Origin of the sequence: Actinomadura scrupuli (genome assembly GCF_050971785.1) — a bacterium.
GTDB classification, from domain to species: domain Bacteria; phylum Actinomycetota; class Actinomycetes; order Streptosporangiales; family Streptosporangiaceae; genus Actinomadura_E; species Actinomadura_E scrupuli.
Genome location: NZ_JBPCCU010000007.1, coordinates 297,146 through 315,140, shown reverse-complemented (window position 1 = coordinate 315,140; position 17,995 = coordinate 297,146). Strand labels below are relative to the sequence as shown.

Sequence of the window (17,995 nt, the reverse complement as noted above, 5' to 3'; positions counted from 1 at the left end):
CAATCGTTCGACCAACGATTGCATGATCACGCGGGGAGGTGGGGCGGGACGTTCCAGGAGGTGATCACCGGGTGGGCGTGCTCGGTGCCGAGGGTCGACATGGTGCCGGTCTCCAGGGCGAACAGCCGGCCGGCGGCCGGTTCCAGGCCCAGCCAGCGGGCGGTCAGGATGCGCAGCAGATGCCCGTGCGCCACCAGCGCCACGTCGCCCTGCGGGAGCAGCGGGCGGACCCGGGCCAGCACCGCGTCGACCCGCGAGCCGACGTGCTCGACAGGCTCGCCCGGATGCGCGGCGTCGCCGGGGACGATCCCGTCCCGCCAGAGGTAGAACCCGGGCCGCTCCTCGCGGATCTCCGCCGAGGTCCGGCCCTCGTAGCCGCCGTAGTCCCACTCCCACAGATCGGGATCGGGCTCGGCGGAGCCCAGTCCCACCAGCTCTGCGGTGTGCCGGGCGCGCAGCGCGGGGCTGGTGAAGGCGCGCACGATGTCCCGGCCGGCCACCAGCGGGGCCACCGCACGGGCCTGTTCCTCGCCGTGGCCGGTGAGCGGAAGGTCGGTGCGGCCGGTGTGACGGTGCGCCCGGCTCCACTCGGTCTCGCCGTGCCGCAGGATGATCAGCTCCCCCATGGGGATCACCTTACGGGCCGGCGAAGCGGCCCCGGGGTGGAACGCCGTCGGTCCACCGGGGGGCGCCGTTCATGCGGGGCGCGCGGGCTCAGGACAGCAGGGACTCCACCGGGACGTGCCGCAGGCCGTGGGCCTCGGCGACCTGGCGGTAGGTGACCGCGCCGTCGTGGGTGTTGAGGCCGAGGGCCAGTGCCGGGTCGTCCTGGAGGGCCTGCCGCCAGCCCTTGTTCGCGATCGCGACCGCGTACGGCAGGGTGACGTTGGTCAGCGCGTACGTCGAGGTGTTCGGCACCGAGCCGGGCATGTTGGCCACGCAGTAGAACACCGACTCGTGCACGGTGTAGGTCGGGTCGGCGTGCGTGGTGGGACGGGAGTCCTCGAAGCAGCCGCCCTGGTCGATGGCGATGTCCACGAGCACCGAGCCCGGCTTCATCCGGGAGACCAGCTCGTTGGAGACCAGGGTCGGCGCCTTCGCACCGGGGATCAGCACGGCGCCGATCACCAGGTCGGCCTCCAGCACGGCCTGCTCGAGGGCGTAGGCGTTGGAGACCAGGGTCTTCAGCCGGCCCTGGTAGATCGCGTCGATGTAACGCAGCCGGTCCACGCTGACGTCCAGGATCGTGACGTCCGCGCCCATGCCGACGGCGATCTGCGCCGCGTTGAGACCGGAGACGCCGCCGCCGATGACCACCACGCGGGCGGGGGCCACGCCGGGCACGCCGCCGGGCAGCACGCCGCGGCCGCCGTTGCTGCGCATCAGGTTGTAGGCGCCGACCTGCGGGGCCAGCCGGCCGGCCACCTCGGACATCGGGGCGAGCAGCGGCAGCGACCGGTTGGGCAGCTGTACGGTCTCGTACGCGATCGAGGTCACGCCCCGCCCCAGCAGCGCGTCGGTGCAGGGTCGGGACGCGGCCAGGTGCAGGTAGGTGAACAGGGTCTGGCCCTGGCGCATCCGGTGGTACTCGTCCGCGATGGGCTCCTTGACCTTGAGGATCAGGTCGCCCTCGGCCCAGACGTCGTCCGCGGCGTCGAGGATCTTGGCACCGGCGGAGATGTACTCCTCGTCCGGAATGGAGGATCCCAGCCCGGCGCCGCGCTCGACGAACACGTCGTGCTCGTGCCGGGTGAGCTCGTGCACACCCGCGGGAGTGATCGCCACCCGGTACTCGTGGTTCTTAATCTCGCGCGGAACGCCGACCTTCACGTGATCCTCCACAGACTGGGCCGGCTGGGCATGCCTCCGGCCTGGAAACAGGCTGAAACTCTGTCCATTCCAGAGTGCGGCCCGGATCGCGGCCTTGCCCATGTGCAGGCTGTATAGGTCTGCGGTTACTTGATGACACGGTGTAAGAGCAGGTGGCGCCCGTAATGGTGGCTCGGTGTAACGGGGCGGTCACCTGCCGCCGGAAGTGCTCAGGGCTTGCGCGCGATTCCGCCGTACATCAGGCGGTGCCCGACGGTGAGCTCCTCCGGCACGGGCTGGTCCGGCCGCCACAGCGGCAGCGCGACCACTCCCGGCTCGAGCAGCTCGAACCCGTCGAAGTAAGCGGTGATCTCCTCCGGGGTGCGGAACCGCCCGGTGCCGAGCAGCGCCAGGTACTTCACCTCGGCGTCGCGGGCGTCCTGGCTGGAGTCGCAGAAGTGGGTGATGAACAGGTAACTGCCCGAGGGGACCGCGCTCATGTACGCGTCGACGATGCCCTGGGGGTCCTCCTCGTCATGGAGGTGGTGCAGGATGCCGACGAGCATCACGGCCACGGGCTGGTCGAAGTCGATGAACTTGCGTACCTCGGGGTCCTCCAGCACGCTCTGCGGCTCGCGCAGGTCGGCGGTGATGACCGTGGTGCGGTCGTTCTCGGCCAGCAGGGCCCGGCCGTGCGCCAGCACGATCGGGTCGTTGTCGACGTAGACGACCCGGGACTCGGGAGCGGCGTCCTGGGCGACGTGATGGGTGTTCTGCACGGTGGGCAGCCCGGAACCGAGGTCGAGGAACTGCCGGATGCCCTGGTCGGCCAGGAAGCGGACCCCGCGGCCGAGGATCTCGCGGTTGTAGGTCGCCACGTCGTAGATCTCGGGCACGACCTTGACGATCTCGGCGACGAAGGCGCGGTCGACCTCGAAGTTGTCCTTGCCCTTCAGGACCACGTCATAGGCCCGCGCGATGCTGGGCTTGCTGACGTCGATTCCCTGAGGTGCCCATTCCTCGGCCATCCCGCGTCCTCCAGTCGGCCACAAAGGGCCCCAGAAGCCCCTATTCACCTGGGTTGATCGTATAAGCGAGCGAGCCGGGTGTCCGGGCTTCCCGAGATCTAATGATCACAAGTTCGCTGCGGCCCGGTATCGCCGCAGCAGTGCGGCCGCGCCGTCCGGGGTGAGGTCGCCGTAGAGGCGCAGCCGGGCCATGCCGCCGTCAGGGTAGACGTCCAGGCGCACGTGGCTCGCGGGGGCCGCGCCGGTGAGCACGAACCGGTGGCGGGTGTCCGGCTGGAGCCGGGTGCGGGGGAGCAGCTCGGACCAGGCCCCGGGGTCGTCGGGCGGGGCGCCCGGCCGCAGGCCGCGCAGGGCGGCGGCGCCCGGGGCGTTCCCGAGGAAGTGCGTGGTGTCCAGCTCGGCCAGCCGGATGACCCCGGGCGCGGCGAGGCGGACCGTCACCCAGTCGTTGGACTCCTCCCAGTGCCCGGTGAACCTGCGCCGGGCGGTCTCCCAGCCGTCGCCCATCACCTGGGCCTGCCCGGGGGAGATGAGGTTGTCGGGGCGTGCGTAGAACAGGTTGGAGCAGGCCGTGACCAGCCCGCCGTGCTCCAGGGCGGCCAGGTCCAGCGGCAGCCCGGCCAGCAGGCGCGGATCGGGCACCACCTCGCCGTGCACCCGCAGCCGGGCCACCCCGCCGTCGGGGAAGATCGTCAGCCGTACATGGGTGAACCTGCGCTCAGCGGACACCGGGAACGCCTGCGCGGTGTCGCCCTGGAGCGGTCCGCGCGGCACGATCTCGACCCAGTCGGCGGCGGCCACCTCGTCGGGGGCGGGATGTCCCTCCAGCGCGCAGGCCTGCACCGACGCGTGGGACGGGTAGTTGCCGGTGAAGTGCGCCGTGTCGATGACCACGCCCCGGATCACGCCGGGCATGCCGAGGCGTACGATCGCCCAGTCGTGGCCCTCGGAGCGGCGGCGCCGGGTCTCCCAGCCGTCGTAGACCTGGCCCTTGTGCCCGAAGGTGTGCGGCTGGAACACCGACGGCCCCGGCTTGAGGAGGTTCTCCTTCTCGGCGAAGAACTCGTCGCTGGCCGCCACCACGGCGCCGCCGGCCGTACGGACCGCCAGATCCGGCAGCCGGGTGAAGCCGGTCACGCGTCCCCCCGGGAGAGCAGGCCGCCGCGCGGCACGCCGTCGACCGCGACGCCGCGCAGCCAGGTACGGCGCACCACTCCGCTGAGCTCCCTGCCCGCGTACGGGGTCACCGGGTGCCGGTGGTGCAGGGCTCCGGGGTCGACGACGAAGGTCTCGTCGTCGGCGAAGGCCACCAGGTCCGCGTCGTAGCCGACCTCCAGCCGGCCCTTGCGCCGCAGGCCCGTCAGCGCGGCCGGCCCGCGGGCCATCCAGCCCACCACGTCGGCCAGCGCGAACCCGCGGGCGCGGGCGGCCGTCCAGACGACGGGCAGCCCGAGCTGGACCGAGGAGATGCCGCCCCAGGCCTCGGCGAAGTCGCCCTTCTTCAGCTCCGGTGTGCAGGGCGAGTGGTCGGAGACCACACAGCCCAGCACCCCGTCGGCCAGCCCCTGCCAGAGCGCGTCGCGGTTGGTGCCCTCCCGGATCGGCGGACAGCACTTGTACGCCGTCGCGGCCGGACCGGGCACCTCCTCCGCCGACAGCGTCAGGTAGTGCGGGCAGGTCTCGGCGGTGACGCGCACCCCGTCCGCCCGCGCGGCGGCCAGCGCCGGGAGTGCCCGGCCGGTGGACAGGTGCACCACGTGCACCCGGCAGCCGGTCTCGCGCGCCCCCGCGATGAGTCGGGAGATCGCGCCCAGCTCGGCCCGGGCCGGCCGGGAGGCGAGGAAGGAGCCGACGTCGCCCGCCGCCGGCTCGGTCAGCGACGCGGGGTCCTCCGCGTGCACGATCAGCAGGCCGTCGAACGCGGCGATCTCCGTCATCGCCGCGACGACCTCGGGAAAGGACAGAGCGGGGAACTCCGGCACCCCGGACGGGGAGGTGAAGCACTTGAAGCCGAACACCCCGGCCTCGTGGAGGTCGCGCAGTGATCCCAGGGCGGCCGGGACCGCGCCGCCCCAGAAGCCGGTGTCGACCCAGCACTGACCGGCCGCCGCCGCGCGCTTGAGCCGCAGCGCGGCGACGTCCACGGTCGGCGGGACGGCGTTCAGCGGCATGTCGACGATCGTGGTGACGCCGCCGGCCGCCGCCGCCCGGGTCGCCGTCGCGTACCCCTCCCACTCGGTGCGGCCCGGCTCGTTGACGTGCACGTGGCTGTCCACCAGCCCCGGCAGCAGGGCGACCTCGCCCAGGTCCGCGTCCGCGGCGGTCTCCAGGACCGCGTCGTACGGCTCCAGCGCGGCGATCCGGCCATGCCGCACGCCGACCGCGGCAGGCCGTTCGCCGCCGGTCACGACGGCGCGCCGGGATCGCACGACCAGGTCGAACACCTGCTGCCTCCAGAGGTCTAGCGCGGCAGCCACTCGTCGGAGATGGCCACGGTGAGCTGTTCGAGGAGCGGCCCGGCGTGCCGCATGCAACGCTCCACGTCGGGCTCGATGTCGGTGAGGGTGTAGGCCGCCTGGATGCGGGTGCGGCGGAGCTGCTCGCCGGTCAGCGCGCGCCGCCCGGCGACCGCGACCACCGGCACGCCGGCCCGGGCCGCGGCGCGGGCCACCCCGGCGGGCGCCTTGCCGCGCAGCGTCTGGGTGTCCAGCGAGCCCTCACCGGTGATCACCAGCCGGGCGCCCTGGGCCTTCTCGGCGAAGCCGAGCAGGTCGAGCAGGTAGGAGATGCCCGGCTCGACGTGGGCGCCGAGGAACGCCAGGGCGGCGAAGCCCGCGCCGCCCGCGGCCCCCGCGCCGGCTCTGTCGCGGACGGCCCGGCGGGAGGCGGCCTCGGCCAGATCCGCCCAGCGCCGCAGGCCCGCCTCCAGGATCCGCACGTCCTCGCGGGCGGCCCCCTTCTGCGGGCCGTACACCGCGGCGGCGCCGTCCCGGCCGAGCAGCGGGTTGTCCACGTCGCTGGCGACGATGACCTCCACCGTGGACAGGTCCATCAGGCCCCGCAGGTCGAGGGCGTGCAGGCCGCGCAGCGCGGCGCCGCCCGGCGGCAGCGACTTGCCGGCGGCGTCGAGCAGCCGCCCGCCGAGCGCCTGGACGATGCCGGCCCCGCCGTCGGTGCAGGCGCTGCCGCCCAGGCCGAGCACGATGCGCCGGGCGCCCAGCCGGACCGCCTCGGCGATGAGCTGGCCGGTGCCGATGCTGGTGGCGCCCAGGGCGTGCGACCGCCCCTCGGGCAGCCGCCGCATGCCGGAGGCCTCGGCGAGCTCGACGACCGCGGTGCCCTCGGCCAGCGCCAGGGACGCCATCACCGGCCTGCCGGTGGGACCGCAGACCTCCACCTCGACGCGCTTCCACCCGGCCGAGACGGCCGCCTCCACGGTGCCCTCACCGCCGTCGGCCACGGGCAGGAGCACCACCCGCACCTCCGGCCGCGAGCGCCGCAGCCCGGCCGCGAGGTGCCGGGCGACCTCCGCGGCGGTCAGCGAGCCTTTGAACTTGTCGGGGCACACGAGGACGTGTCCGTCGGGAGGCACTCCAGGGGAGGACACCGAAGTGATCACCTTTCGCGCGGGGGGTGGAATTGTTGCTTCTGCCTAGCCTCATCGGCACCATTTGACACCTGCCGGGCCGCCCTTCGCGGGCGACATCGCAGGAGTCCGGGAGCTGGAGACCGGCACGCCGCTCTGTTTCCTCGGCGGCGTGCGCCTCCAGGCAGGGCCCTGACCTGCCCGCACGATTACTCTACGCGCGCGACCCGGGGAATCAGGGCCGGCCGGGTCGGCAAATATGGAACGTGACCGCTGCTCGCCGGCCGCCTGGCGGAACGCCCGGTCGGTGAGATCGACCGTGGCGGCGTAGATCGCGTGCTGGAGCAGGCTGACGGCGATGACGTCCGGCCGCCATCGCCACGGCGGCGGTGTCCCGCCGAGCAGCGGGAACAGCGCGAAGGCCATGGTCTGGCAGCCGGTGAAGAAGACCGCCGCGGCCGCCGGGCGGCCGGGCACGGCGTGCCGGATCGCCTCGTAGGCGACGCCGACCGCCGAGCCGTAGCCCCAGTGCACCAGGTGGAACAGCGCACGCTCGCCCGCGGCGCCGCGGGGCCGCACCCGCAGCACGGTGGCCGCGGCGATCGCCACGTGCTCGCTGGTGTCGTAGTCGAGGATGCGATCGGTCTCGCCGCGCGCCCGGGCGTAGAGCGCGGCCGTGAGGGTCATCGCCGAGGTGCCGGCGAGCCCGCACGCCAGCCCTCGGAGCGCGACGGCGCCGATGGCACGGGGGAGCGTGCTCCGGATCGCCCGGGGGGCGGAGGGAGGGATCATCCGGTGAGAGTCGGGAGGCGGTGCTCCTGCTGTGCGGCGGAGCGCAGGAGACGGTCGAAGAGCAGGGTGTGCAGCACCCGTGCCAGATGCCAGTAGACCTCCCCGGCCAGCCCGCGCGGCCGGAAGACCAGCCGCTGGACCAGGACGGGTGGGTCGGTGTCCTCCACCCGCAGCTCCAGATGTGCCTCCCCGGGCATTCTCGTCTCCGCCCGCAACCGCAGCGACCGTCCCGCCTCGACCCGCTCGATCCGCCAGATGCCCCGGACGTCGCCGACCCGAGGCTCGGGAGCGTCCGCCGAGGTCGGCCGCGGCTGCCCGGTGCCGAAGAGCCCGGCCGTGAGCCGGCTCTTCCACCCGGCGGCGGGGCCGGCCTGGCCCGTCTCCCCGCCCAGGACGGCCGCCACCCGCCACAGCCGTTCCGGTGTCACCCGCACCGTGGCCCGGCTCTCGGCGGAGTGCTCGGCCCCACCGGCCCACCCGGGGTCGGTGGACAGCACGTCGGAGGCGGGGGCCTGCGGGGACAGCGCCCGGCGCAGCGCCTCGTCGATCCCGAGCAGCCCGGCGGGCGGGTCGGGGATCAGCTCCGCGATGTCACGGTCCCGGCAGACGACCTCGTTGCGCAGCGAGTCGACCAGCGGCCGGGCCATCGCCCCGGGGACCGGGGTGATCAGGCCCACCCAGAGGCTGGACAGCCACGGGCTCAGCAGCGGCACGGGGATGATCAGCCGGCGGATCAGCCCGGCGGCGGCCGCGTAGTGCTGCATCATCTCCTGGTAGTCGATGACGTCGGGGCCGCCGATGTCGAAGTCACGGTCGACGCCGGCGGGCAGGTTCGCCGCCTCGGTGAGATAGCGCAGCACGTCGTCGATGGCGATCGGCTGGATCCGGGTGCGGACCCAGGACGGGGTCACCATCACCGGCAGCCGTTCGGTGAGGTAGCGCAGCATCTCGAACGACACCGAACCCGTCCCGATGATGACCGCGGCCCGCAGCGCGACCGTCGGCACCCCCTCCTCGCGCAGGATCCTGCCGACCTCCGCCCGGGAGGTCAGGTGCGCCGACAACCGGGCCTTCCCGGCTTCTCCCAGCCCGCCGAGGTAGACGATCCGGCCGACCCCGGCCTCCCGCGCCGCCGCGGCGAACCGCCGCGCCATCGCCCGGTCACGGGCGGCGAAGCCGGCTCCGGTGTCGATGGCGTGCACCAGGTAGTAGGCCACCTCCACGTCCGACAGCGCGGCGGCCAGGCCCGTGCCGTGGAACAGGTCGGCCTCGGCGACCTCGACCAGCTCCCGCCACGCGGCACCGTCCAGCTTCGCGGGGTCGCGCGCGAGGCAGCGCACCTCCGCCCCGGCCTCCAGCAGTCTCGGCACCAGCCGGCCGCCGATGTAGCCGGTCGCCCCCGTCACGAGTACACGCATGCTCACCGCCATGCCCAGCGGCCCGCCAGGTCATGCGCGTTCTCCCGCCCCGCCGTGGACGCCGGCCCCGGGGAGGCGCCCGCGTACGGCTCCGGGATGCCGGCCTCAGGGCTTCCCGGCGGGCGGGGTGGGGCAGCCCGCGGGCAGCGGGTCCGGGGTCCGGCCCGGCGACGCGGACGCGGTCGGGGTCGCGGTCGGGCATACCTCGGCGGTCTTCGGCTTCTGCGCGGTGAACCACATGCCGGCCAGGACGGCGACGACGAGCACGATCGCGCCGAGGAGCAGAAGGGTGCCGAACGCGGGCGCCGGGCGGGGCCGGCCCGGATCGCCTCCCGTGCCCGGATCGCCTCCCGTGCCCGGCGCGCGGCTCCCCGCGGCCGGGCCCGGTGCGGCCGGCGGCGCGGAGACGCGCCGGGTGAGGCGGGTCCGCGGGACGAACTCCCGCCCCGCCTCGACGCCGAAGCCCGCCTCGTCGCCGAGGAAGCGCCGGTAGACGCCGAGCGCCGTCTCGCGGCAGGCCGCCAGGTCGCCGGGGTGGACCGCGGCGACCTGGGCGTCCACGCACACGAAGCCGTAGATCAGCTGGAGCGGGCGGCTGTGCCGGTCCCGTGGCTCCTGGTCGCCGGCCTCGGTCCCCGGTTCCGCGAGGTCGGCGGCGGTGACCAGGTGGGTGGCGTGCGCGACCGTCAGCGTCCGGCCGGTGCTCGTGACCACCTCGAGGACGCTCGCCCGATCCTCCTCGGTGCTCGGCACGACCGAGTCGTCCAGGACCCCGTAGCCGCGTTCGGCGACGAGGAAGTCGGGGGCGAGGAGCGTACGGTATCCGCGGTCACGGCCGCGGGCGACGAGGAACGGCCACGCTCGCGGCTCCGCTCCGGTGCCGGCCGTGTCAGCGGTGATGTCGGCGGCCATGTCAGCGGCCGTCGGTCAGCCGGGAGTGCGGGAGCCTGCTCTCCAGCGCGATCACCTTGGCGTGCATGTCCTGCAGGACCCGCTGCCGCGCGAGGCGGAACTGGTCGAGTTGCCGCTCGGCCTCGCTCAGCTCCCGGTCCAGGCCGGTACGCCGCTCGCGCGTCCCCTCCATCCGGGAGTCGAGGAACAACCCGAGCAGGGAGTCCCCGACCAGGGCCACCGCCGAGCCACCGAACGCCGCCATCACCACGCGCCCCGCGGTCTGACCGGCAAAGGACGCCAGTGAGGCGACCGCGTCCAGCGGTTCCATCAAGGTCCGGCGGCGCACCTCGGCCCGCAGCGCCACCCGGGTCTCCTCCGTGAGCCGGGCTTCGACCTGCTCGAACAGGTCCGGGACCACCACCGACAGCGGAAGGTCCACGTTCGTCGGGTGCAGCTCCGCCCGGGGTCTCTTGACGATCTCCCCGGTGCTGCCGATCCGGGCGAAGCCCGGGCCGACCGCGCTCACCGGGATGAGCCGGACCACCCGCCCGGCGCTGTGCAGGTTCACCAGCGCCCGGAACTGGGCGTTGGAGGTCAGCAGGTTGCGCACCATGCTCAGCCGGGTGTCCTCGTCGGGGTGCAGATCGGCCAGCAGATCCCACTTGGTGATGACGAAGTTGACCGGGCACGACGCCTCGGTGATGGCCGGGACGAGAGCGTTGAGGGTCTCCGCCAGCCGCGCCGTGCCCTCCGGGTGGCCGTCCAGGTACTGCCGGATGCCGTAGCCGTCGATGACACCGATCAGCGCGTCCGCCGACCGGATCTGGGCGAAGAGCTCGTCCTTGACAGTGGATCCCGGCTCCTGGACCTCGGTGAGCAGTTCCCCCGCGTACTCCAGGTAGTTCAGGTGGAAGATCGTGGAGATGGTGCCGGTGGTGCGGGTCTTCACGGTGAAGGTGAACAGCCGGCCCTCGCCCTTCGACGTGCCGTGCGGCCAGGCCGGGGACGCGGTGTCGGCCATCTGGTCGAACCACTGGTTGAGGCGCAGTACGTCGTCGTGCGGTGCGGTGAGGTAGTACCGCTGGTCGGCGGGGACCCTGAGCGAGTGGTACATGCTGGCGAGCAGCAGCGTCTTGCCCGAGCCCTGCTGCCCGAGCGCCACGACCTGGAACGTCGGGACGGGGGCGTCCAGACGCAGCGGGCGGCGGGTCCGCCGCCCACGAAGCCGCCGGGCCAGCAGAACGATGAGGACGACCAGGACGATGGTCGGTATCAGATAGGACACCCTGTGGTCTCCGTCTTCTGGCGGGCGGCTCGCGTGCCCGCACTTGATCGGTCTGTGTGCAGAGCATCTGTCACCGGGCCGTGTGGCGCGTGAGTAGCCCCTACTCAAATCCGGCCGGCGAGCGGGGCCTGGCCGGTCAGGTCAGGTGACGCCCAGCAGCCTCCCGATCGGGGAGAGCGCGAAATAGGCGGTGAAGAGGGCGACCACGGGCACGAATCCCGCGTCGACCAGGCCGATCAGCATGATCACGGAAGGGAAGGGGCGCGGTGGGTCTACGGCGCGACCTCGCCGGCCCGTGCCGGGTGCCGTCCTGGGCGGGACACCGGTCAACTTCCGGTGATGTGCTCCGGGCGAACCGGTATCCGGTTAAGGGCTTTGCCGGAGGCGGCCCGGACGGCCGCGACGATCGCCGGGGTGGAGGAGAGCGTCGGCGGCTCGCCCGCCCCGCGCAGCCCGTACGGCGCGAAGGGGTCGGCGTGCTCGAGGATCTCCAGCCGCATCGGCGGCATGTCCAGGATGGTGGGGATCAGGTAGTCGGTGAAGGACGGGTTGCGGACGACCCCGCCGGAGACCTGGATCTCCTCCATCAGCGCCAGCCCGAGCCCCTGCGCGGTGCCGCCGTGGATCTGCCCCTCCAGCGCCTGCGGATTGAGGATCTTCCCCACGTCCTGCACCGCGGCCAGCTCCACCACCTTGACCAGGCCCAGCTCCACGTCCACGTCCACGACGGCGCGGTGCACGCAGAAGGCGAACTGGACGTGCGCGTCGCCCTGCCCGGTCAGCGGGTCCATCGGCCGGGTCGGCCGGTGCCGGAACTCCCGGGTCTCCTCGATGACGGTCCCGCCCAGCAGGTCGGCCAGCCCGGCGACGACGCGTCCCTCCGCCAGCACCTCGCCGTCCCGGAGGGTGATCGTGCCCAGGGGGCGGCCCAGCCGCTCCTCGGCGAGCTCCCGGATCCGGTCGCGGACCGCCGCGCAGGCGGTCTTGACCGCCCCGCCGGTCATGTACGACTGGCGGGAGGCGCTGGAGGAACCGGCCGAGCCGACGCCGGTGTCCGCGGGCGCGACCGTCACCGCCGCCACCCCGAGCTCGGTCCGGGCGATCTGCGCCTGCACCGTGACCAGCCCCTGGCCGACCTCGGCGGCGGCGGTGTGCACCAGCACCGAGGGCCGCCCGCCGGCGACCTCCAGCCGCACCCGGGCGGTGGAGTGGTCGTCGAACCCCTCGGAGAAGCAGATGTTCTTGATCCCGATGCCGTACCCGACGCCCCGGACGACCCCCTCGCCGTGGGTGGTGTTGGCGGCGCCGCCCGGCAGGTTCCGGATGTCGGCGGCGTCGGTCGCCGCGGGCATGGGGAACGCGCCGGCCCGCTCGAGCAGGTCCGCCAGCGGCGCCGGCGTGTCGACGATCTGCCCGGTGGCGATCGGCGAGCCCTCGCTGATCGCGTTGCGGATCCGTACCTCGAGCGGGTCCAGCCCGCAGGCCTCCGCCAGCCGGTCCATCTGCGACTCGTAGGCGAAGCAGGCCTGGACCGCGCCGAAGCCGCGCATCGCGCCGCAGGGCGGGTTGTTGGTGTAGACGCCGTAGGCGTCCAGCGCGATGTTGGGCACCTCGTAGGGGCCGACGCCCAGCGAGGCGGCGTTGCCGGTCACCGCCGGGGTGGTGGAGGCGTACGCGCCGCCGTCCAGGATGATCTCGGCTTTGACGTAGACGAGCCTGCCGTCGCGGTCGGCGCCGTGCTCGTAGCGCATCAGCGCCGGATGCCGGTGCACGTGCCCGAAGAACGACTCCTCCCGGCCGTAGACGATCCGGACCGGCCTGCCGGTGTGCAGGGCGAGCAGGCAGGCGTGCACCTGCATGGACAGGTCCTCGCGGGCGCCGAACGCGCCGCCGACCCCGGCCAGCGTGAGCCGTACCTTGCCGGGCGGCAGCCCCAGGCACGGGGCGATCTGCTCCTGGTCCACGTGCAGCCACTGGGTGGCCACGTAGAGGTCGACCCCGCCGTCCTCGGCGGGCACGGCCAGCCCCGACTCCGGCCCGAGGAAGGCCTGGTCCTGCATGCCGACCTCGTACTCGCCGGTCACCACGACCTCGGCGCGCGCGGCGGCGGCGTCCCCGACGCGCATCGGCTGGTGCCGTACGACGTTGCCGCCGGGGTGCACCGGGTCGCAGTCCGGGTCCAGCGCGGCACGCCGGGCGTCGACGACCGGCTCGAGGACCTCGTAGTCGACCCGGATGCGGTCGCAGGCGCGGCGGGCGGTCTCCGGATGGTCGGCGGCCACGATGGCCACCGGCTCGCCCTGGTAGCGCACCTCGCCGATGGCGAGCACCGGCTGGTCCCGGCGGTCGAGCCCGTAGGTCTTCTCGCCCGGTACGTCCTCGTGCGTCAGCACCGCGTGCACGCCGGGCAGCGTGAGGGCCCCGGTGATGTCCACCCCGAGGATCCTGGCCCGCGGATGCGGGCTGCGCAGCGTGGCGCCGTGCAGCATCCCGTCCATCCACAGATCCGAGGAGTAGGCGAACTCCCCGGTCACCTTCAGCGTGCCGTCCGGCCTCGGCAGGCTGTCACCGACCCCGCCGCGGGCGGGCGCGCCGACCTGGACGTCGGTCATGGGGACCCTGCCTTCCTGACCGGGGCACTGGGACGGGGGCCGGCGGACGGCCCCGGGGAGGGCGTCACGACGCCCCCGTGATCGCGCGATGGGCGGCGGCGCCGGCCGCGCCGAGGGCCTCCTGGGAGGTCGTCCGGAGGGTGCCGTCCGCCACGACGGTGCGGCCGCCGACCAGCAGCCGCGCCAGCGGGGGAGTGGGCCCGTGCACCAGCGCCACCACGGGGTCGTCGATGGCGGCCCGTACGCCGTCGACGCGCCAGAGCGCGATGTCGGCCAGTTTCCCGGCCTCCAGGGTGCCGATCTCGTCCTGCCGTCCGAGGCACCGGGCACCGCCGAGGGTGCCGAGCTCCAGGGCCTGCCTGGCGGTCAGCGCCGTCGGGCCGCCCACGGCGCGCTGGAACAGCATCGCCTGCCGCAGCTCGCCCGCCAGCGGGGTCAGCTCGCTGGAGGCGGCGCCGTCCACCCCGAGCCCCACCGGCGCGCCGGCCGCCAGCAGCGCGGAGACCCGGGCGATGCCCGCGCCGAGCCGGGCGTTGGAGGTCGGGCAGTGCGCGACCCCCGTGCCGTGCGCGGCGAACCGGCTGATGTCACGGTCGTGCAGGTGCACGCAGTGCGCGAACCAGACGTCGTCGCCGAGCCAGCCGAGCTTCTCCATGTAGTCGACCGGGGTGCAGCCGAGCTGCTCGAGGCAGTGCTGCTCCTCGTCCAGCGTCTCCGCCAGGTGCGTGTGCAGCCGCACGCCGGTGCGCCGGGCCAGCCCGGCCGCCTCGGTCATGAGCCGCTCGGTCACCGAGAACGGCGAACACGGCGCCACCGCCACCCGCAGCATCGAGCCCGGGGACGGGTCGTGCCACCGGCCGATCGCCTCCTCGGTGGCGATCAGGGCCGCCTCGGTCTCCTCGACCACCTCGTCGGGGGGCAGCCCGCCCTGCGAACGGCCCCGGTCCATCGACCCCCGGCACGGATGGAACCGCAGCCCGACCTCACGGGCCGCCTCGATCTCCGCGGCGAACAGGTCGCCCGCGCCGCCCGGGAAGAGGTAGTGGTGGTCGCTGGTGGTCGTGCAGCCGGACAGCGCCAGCCACCCCAGCCCGGCGCCGGCCGCGCCGCGTACCACCTCGGCGTCCATCCGCGCCCAGACCGGGTACAGCTCGGTCAGCCACTCGAACAGGGTGCCGTCCGGGGCCATCCCCTGGGTGGCCCACTGGTAGAGATGGTGGTGGGTGTTGACCAGCCCCGGGGTCGCCAGGCAGCCGGAGGCGTCGATGTAGTCGAACCGCTCGCCCGCGGGCATCAGGGCGTTCGCGGGCCCGACCGACAGGATCCGGTCGCCCTCGATCACCAGATGCCCGGAGGCGTACTCCTCACCCGACACCGTCACGATCGCGCAGTTCTCGATCACGGTCTTCATCGGACGCCCTCCCCGGTCCGGCCTTCCGCGCCGGCGGCCTTCCGCGCCGCGGCCAGCCGGACGGCGTCAAGGATCTTCTCGTACCCGGTGCACCGGCACAGGTTCCCCGCCAGGGCCTCCCTGATCTCCGGGTCGGCGGGCACCCCCCGTCCCGCTCCGACGGTGCGTTCCAGCAGGTCGTGGGTCTGCACCAGCAGGCCCGGGGTACAGAACCCGCACTGCACGGCGCCGGCGTCCACGAACGCCGCCTGCACCGGGTCCAGGCCGTCCCCGGTGCCGAGGCCCTCGACGGTCCGCACCTCGCGGCCCTCGGCCTGGCCGGCCGCCACCAGGCACGCGCACACCGGCACGCCGTCCAGGTAGACGGTGCAGGATCCGCACTCGCCCTGCTCGCAGGCGTTCTTGGACCCCGGCAGCCCGCACCGGTCGCGGAGCACGAACAGCAGGGACTCGCCCTCCCACACGTCGTCGGCGACCTGGGCCCGGCCGTTGACGGTGAACCTCACGCGCATCGCAGTTCCTCCCAGGTCCAGTGCAGCGTGCGGCGGGCCAGCACCGAGAGCGCGTGCCGGCGGTAGGCCGCCGTGCCCCGCACGTCGTCGATCGGGCTCGCGGCGGCGGCGACCAGCGCGCCGAACCGGCGGGCCAGGTCCTCGTCGAGGGGACCGTCCCAGTCCAGGTCACGCGCCAGCAGCTCCTCGGCCTCGCGGGCCCGTACGGGCGTCGGGGCAGCCGAGCCGATGCCGGTGCCCGCCCGCCGGGCCGCGGGGTCGAGCGCCAGCGAGAAGGAGCACACCGCGATGACCATGGCGTTCCGGGTGCCGATCTTGGAGAACTGCTGGGGTCCGGCGGCCACCGGCACCCGGACCGCGCGGATCAGCTCGTCCGGCTCCAGGATGCTCCTCCGGCGCGGGGACCCGGGGGGCGCCGTCCCGGACGCGCCCGGCGGGATCTGGAAGAACTCGCCGATCGGCACCGCGCGGGCGCCCCGTACCGACTCCACCTCGACGGTGGCGCCGGTCGCCAGCAGCGGCGGGTGCGCGTCCCCGGCGGGGGAGGCGGAGCCGAGATTGCCGCCGACCGTGCCCCGGTTGCGGATCTGCGGCGAGCCGACCGTGCGCGAGGCCATGGCCAGGCCCGGCAGGACCTCGCCCAGCTCCTCGATCACCCGGCTGTACGGCACGCCGGCGCCGAGCCGCACGGTCTCGCCGTCGCGGTCCCAGCGCGACAGCTCGGGGATCGCGGTCAGGTCCAGCAGCGCATCGGGGCGCGGCCGGCCGAAGTTCATCTCGACCATCACGTCGGTGCCGCCCGCGATGGCCCGGGCGCCGGGGAGCCCGGCCTTCGCGGCCAGCGCCTCCTCCCAGGTGACCGGTCTCAGGAACCGCATGTTCATGTGCTCCACCATGCGTCATCGGCCTGGGGGACGTCGTCGCGGAGGACGGTGCCCTCGATCAGCCCGTACGGACGGTCCGCGGCGAAGAACACCTCATTGGGATTGTCCAGCCCGAACGGCTCCAGGTCGACCACGAAGTGGTGCTTGTTGGGCATGGCGAACCTGATCTCGCAGATCCCGGGGTGCTCCTCCAGCACCCGGCGGCCCATCGTGTGCAGCGTCTGCTGCAGGGACAGGCTGTGCGTGACGGCGAACGTCTCGACCAGCAGCCCGCGCACCGCCGCGAAGGAGGCGTCCCAGGCGACGCCGGAGTCGTCCCGGTGTCTCCACTGCGCGGTGACCGCGGTGGCGAGGATGCGGTCCCGGGTCTCCTCGAGGGTGGTGTACTCGTCGGTGGCGTAGCCCCAGAACTCCGAGCCGGCCGAGTTCAGCACCACCAGGTCGCGGAGCCCGGAGACCACGTGCGTCCCGGTCGCGGTGTGGGTGACCCGGGCCGTGCGGATCTCCTGGCCGCGCCGGACGAAGGAGTGGCCGGTCGCCGGGACCCGGTCCCAGGCGTACTCCTCGACGCCGAGCCGGGCCCGCCGGATCGCCGGCTGCGAGGACACGAAGTGCCGGGCCAGCAGCAGCGCGAACTCCTCCGGCGAGGCGATGCCGTGCTTGCGGGCGAAGGCGAAGACGGTGTTCTTCTGCGAGTCGGTCGGCAGCGCGGCGGAGTTGTCGCCGGACAGGTACACCTCGTCGAGTTCCCCGGCCAGCGAGATGCCGACGTTGAGATCCCGGATCTCGTGGGTGCCGCCCTCCCGGCTCACCCGCACGACGCGGGTCTCGGCCTTGCCGTACTGGTTGGCGCCGAGCACGATCGTCACTTAGCTCCCCCTGTAGGTCGTGTAGCCGTACGGACTGATCAGCAAGGGCACGTGGTGGTGCTCGGCCGGGTCGGTGATGACGAAGACGACGCTCACCTCCGGATAGAACGTCTCCGCACCGGCGGCGGCGAAGTAGGGGCCGGTGCCGAAGCGCAGCCGGTAGGTGCCCGCCCCGCCGGGCTCGGTGCCGGGCTGCAGGAGGCCGCCCAATCGCCCGTCGCCGTCGGTCTCGGCCTCCGCGACCGGCCGCCAGGTCTCCCCGTCGTGGCGGTCCAGCCGGACCGGGACCCCGGCGGCGGGCCGGCCCCGGCCGGTGTCGAGGACATGTGTGCTCAGCGTCATGGGCGTTCCAGCAGTCTGGTCAGGCGGAGTCGGACGATCCCCGCGAGCTCGGCGCGGACGGTGCGCCGTTCGGTCTCCTCGTCGTTGCCGAGCCGGGCGCGCAGGGCGTCGAGCATCTCACCCGCGGACCGGCCGCTGGCGCAGATGAGGAAGACCCGGCCGAACCGCTGCTCGTAGGCGATGTTCCCCGCGCGCAGCGCCGCCACCGTCTCCCGGTCCGCCGCGCCCACCCCGGACTGCTCGGCGCGCGACCAGGCCGTCTCCCGCCCGGCGCCCTCGGGCCGGTCGCCGATCCTCGGGTGGGCGCGCAGGGCCTCCTCGACGTCGGCCCACCGCAGCGCCTCCAGCGCCGCCGCCGCGGCGGCGGCCAGCGCGCCGGCGTCGGCGAACGGGCGGGCCGCGCTGACCGCCTCGGCCCAGACGGCCGAGGCGCAGCACGTGCGCAGCTCGTGCTCGGCCTGGTGGGCGGGCAGGGCGTTGAGCCACTCCAGCCCGCGCGACGTTCCGGTCATCGCCCCAGTAGATCAAAGCCGGGGAGGCGGTCTCTACCGGC

General features: G+C 73.9%; 17 protein-coding genes. All 17 read right to left on the bottom strand.

All coding sequences use genetic code 11. From position 1 onward, the window contains the following. Positions 1-26 precede the first annotated feature (26 nt). On the bottom strand, positions 27-626 hold the full coding sequence (locus ACRYCC_RS29820; RefSeq protein ID WP_433817050.1) for a histidine phosphatase family protein: 600 nt from the start codon (positions 624-626) through the stop codon (positions 27-29). Positions 627-714: 88 nt separating this feature from the next. Next, positions 715-1,830: an alanine dehydrogenase gene (gene ald / locus ACRYCC_RS29815; protein WP_433817049.1), complete on the bottom strand. Its 1,116-nt coding sequence runs from the start codon at positions 1,828-1,830 to the stop codon at positions 715-717. Positions 1,831-2,039: 209 nt separating this feature from the next. Further along, a complete protein-coding gene (locus ACRYCC_RS29810; RefSeq protein WP_433817048.1) occupies positions 2,040-2,837 on the bottom strand; it encodes an SAM-dependent methyltransferase in 798 nt (265 codons plus the stop codon). Between the two features lie 105 nt (positions 2,838-2,942). Further along, positions 2,943-3,974: an allantoicase gene (gene alc, locus ACRYCC_RS29805; RefSeq protein ID WP_433817047.1), complete on the bottom strand. Its 1,032-nt coding sequence runs from the start codon at positions 3,972-3,974 to the stop codon at positions 2,943-2,945. Continuing rightward, positions 3,971-5,314: an allantoinase AllB gene (gene allB / locus ACRYCC_RS29800; protein ID WP_433817046.1), complete on the bottom strand. Its 1,344-nt coding sequence runs from the start codon at positions 5,312-5,314 to the stop codon at positions 3,971-3,973. The genes alc and allB overlap by 4 nt, the downstream gene beginning before the upstream one ends. Then, on the bottom strand, positions 5,299-6,444 hold the full coding sequence (locus ACRYCC_RS29795; RefSeq protein ID WP_433817045.1) for a glycerate kinase: 1,146 nt from the start codon (positions 6,442-6,444) through the stop codon (positions 5,299-5,301). The genes allB and ACRYCC_RS29795 overlap by 16 nt, the downstream gene beginning before the upstream one ends. A 51-nt stretch (positions 6,445-6,495) precedes the next feature. Continuing rightward, the gene (locus ACRYCC_RS29790) at positions 6,496-7,215 is read right to left on the bottom strand and encodes a hypothetical protein (protein WP_433817044.1); all 720 of its coding nucleotides are present in this window, start codon (positions 7,213-7,215) and stop codon (positions 6,496-6,498) included. Further along, a complete protein-coding gene (locus tag ACRYCC_RS29785; protein ID WP_433817043.1) occupies positions 7,212-8,633 on the bottom strand; it encodes a DUF2867 domain-containing protein in 1,422 nt (473 codons plus the stop codon). The genes ACRYCC_RS29790 and ACRYCC_RS29785 overlap by 4 nt, the downstream gene beginning before the upstream one ends. A gap of 105 nt (positions 8,634-8,738) precedes the next feature. Then, on the bottom strand, positions 8,739-9,545 hold the full coding sequence (locus ACRYCC_RS29780) for a hypothetical protein (protein ID WP_433817042.1): 807 nt from the start codon (positions 9,543-9,545) through the stop codon (positions 8,739-8,741). 1 nt (position 9,546) lies between these two features. After that, the gene (locus ACRYCC_RS29775) at positions 9,547-10,812 is read right to left on the bottom strand and encodes a TRAFAC clade GTPase domain-containing protein (protein WP_433817041.1); all 1,266 of its coding nucleotides are present in this window, start codon (positions 10,810-10,812) and stop codon (positions 9,547-9,549) included. A gap of 326 nt (positions 10,813-11,138) precedes the next feature. Then, positions 11,139-13,424, bottom strand: a complete 2,286-nt coding sequence (gene pucD / locus ACRYCC_RS29770; protein WP_433817040.1) for a xanthine dehydrogenase subunit D — start codon at positions 13,422-13,424, stop codon at positions 11,139-11,141. Positions 13,425-13,488: 64 nt separating this feature from the next. After that, positions 13,489-14,835: an 8-oxoguanine deaminase gene (locus tag ACRYCC_RS29765; RefSeq protein ID WP_433817039.1), complete on the bottom strand. Its 1,347-nt coding sequence runs from the start codon at positions 14,833-14,835 to the stop codon at positions 13,489-13,491. Further along, on the bottom strand, positions 14,832-15,347 hold the full coding sequence (locus tag ACRYCC_RS29760) for a (2Fe-2S)-binding protein (protein ID WP_433817038.1): 516 nt from the start codon (positions 15,345-15,347) through the stop codon (positions 14,832-14,834). Before ACRYCC_RS29760 ends, ACRYCC_RS29765 begins: the two co-directional genes overlap by 4 nt. Further along, entirely contained in the window at positions 15,338-16,225 is an 888-nt protein-coding gene (locus ACRYCC_RS29755; protein WP_433817215.1) for an FAD binding domain-containing protein, read from the bottom strand. The genes ACRYCC_RS29760 and ACRYCC_RS29755 overlap by 10 nt, the downstream gene beginning before the upstream one ends. Positions 16,226-16,227: 2 nt before the next feature. Further along, a complete protein-coding gene (gene pucL / locus ACRYCC_RS29750) occupies positions 16,228-17,100 on the bottom strand; it encodes a factor-independent urate hydroxylase (RefSeq protein ID WP_433817037.1) in 873 nt (290 codons plus the stop codon). Further along, entirely contained in the window at positions 17,101-17,442 is a 342-nt protein-coding gene (gene uraH, locus ACRYCC_RS29745; protein ID WP_433817036.1) for a hydroxyisourate hydrolase, read from the bottom strand. After that, on the bottom strand, positions 17,439-17,954 hold the full coding sequence (uraD, locus tag ACRYCC_RS29740) for a 2-oxo-4-hydroxy-4-carboxy-5-ureidoimidazoline decarboxylase (protein WP_433817035.1): 516 nt from the start codon (positions 17,952-17,954) through the stop codon (positions 17,439-17,441). Before uraD ends, uraH begins: the two co-directional genes overlap by 4 nt. Positions 17,955-17,995: the final 41 nt, after the last annotated feature.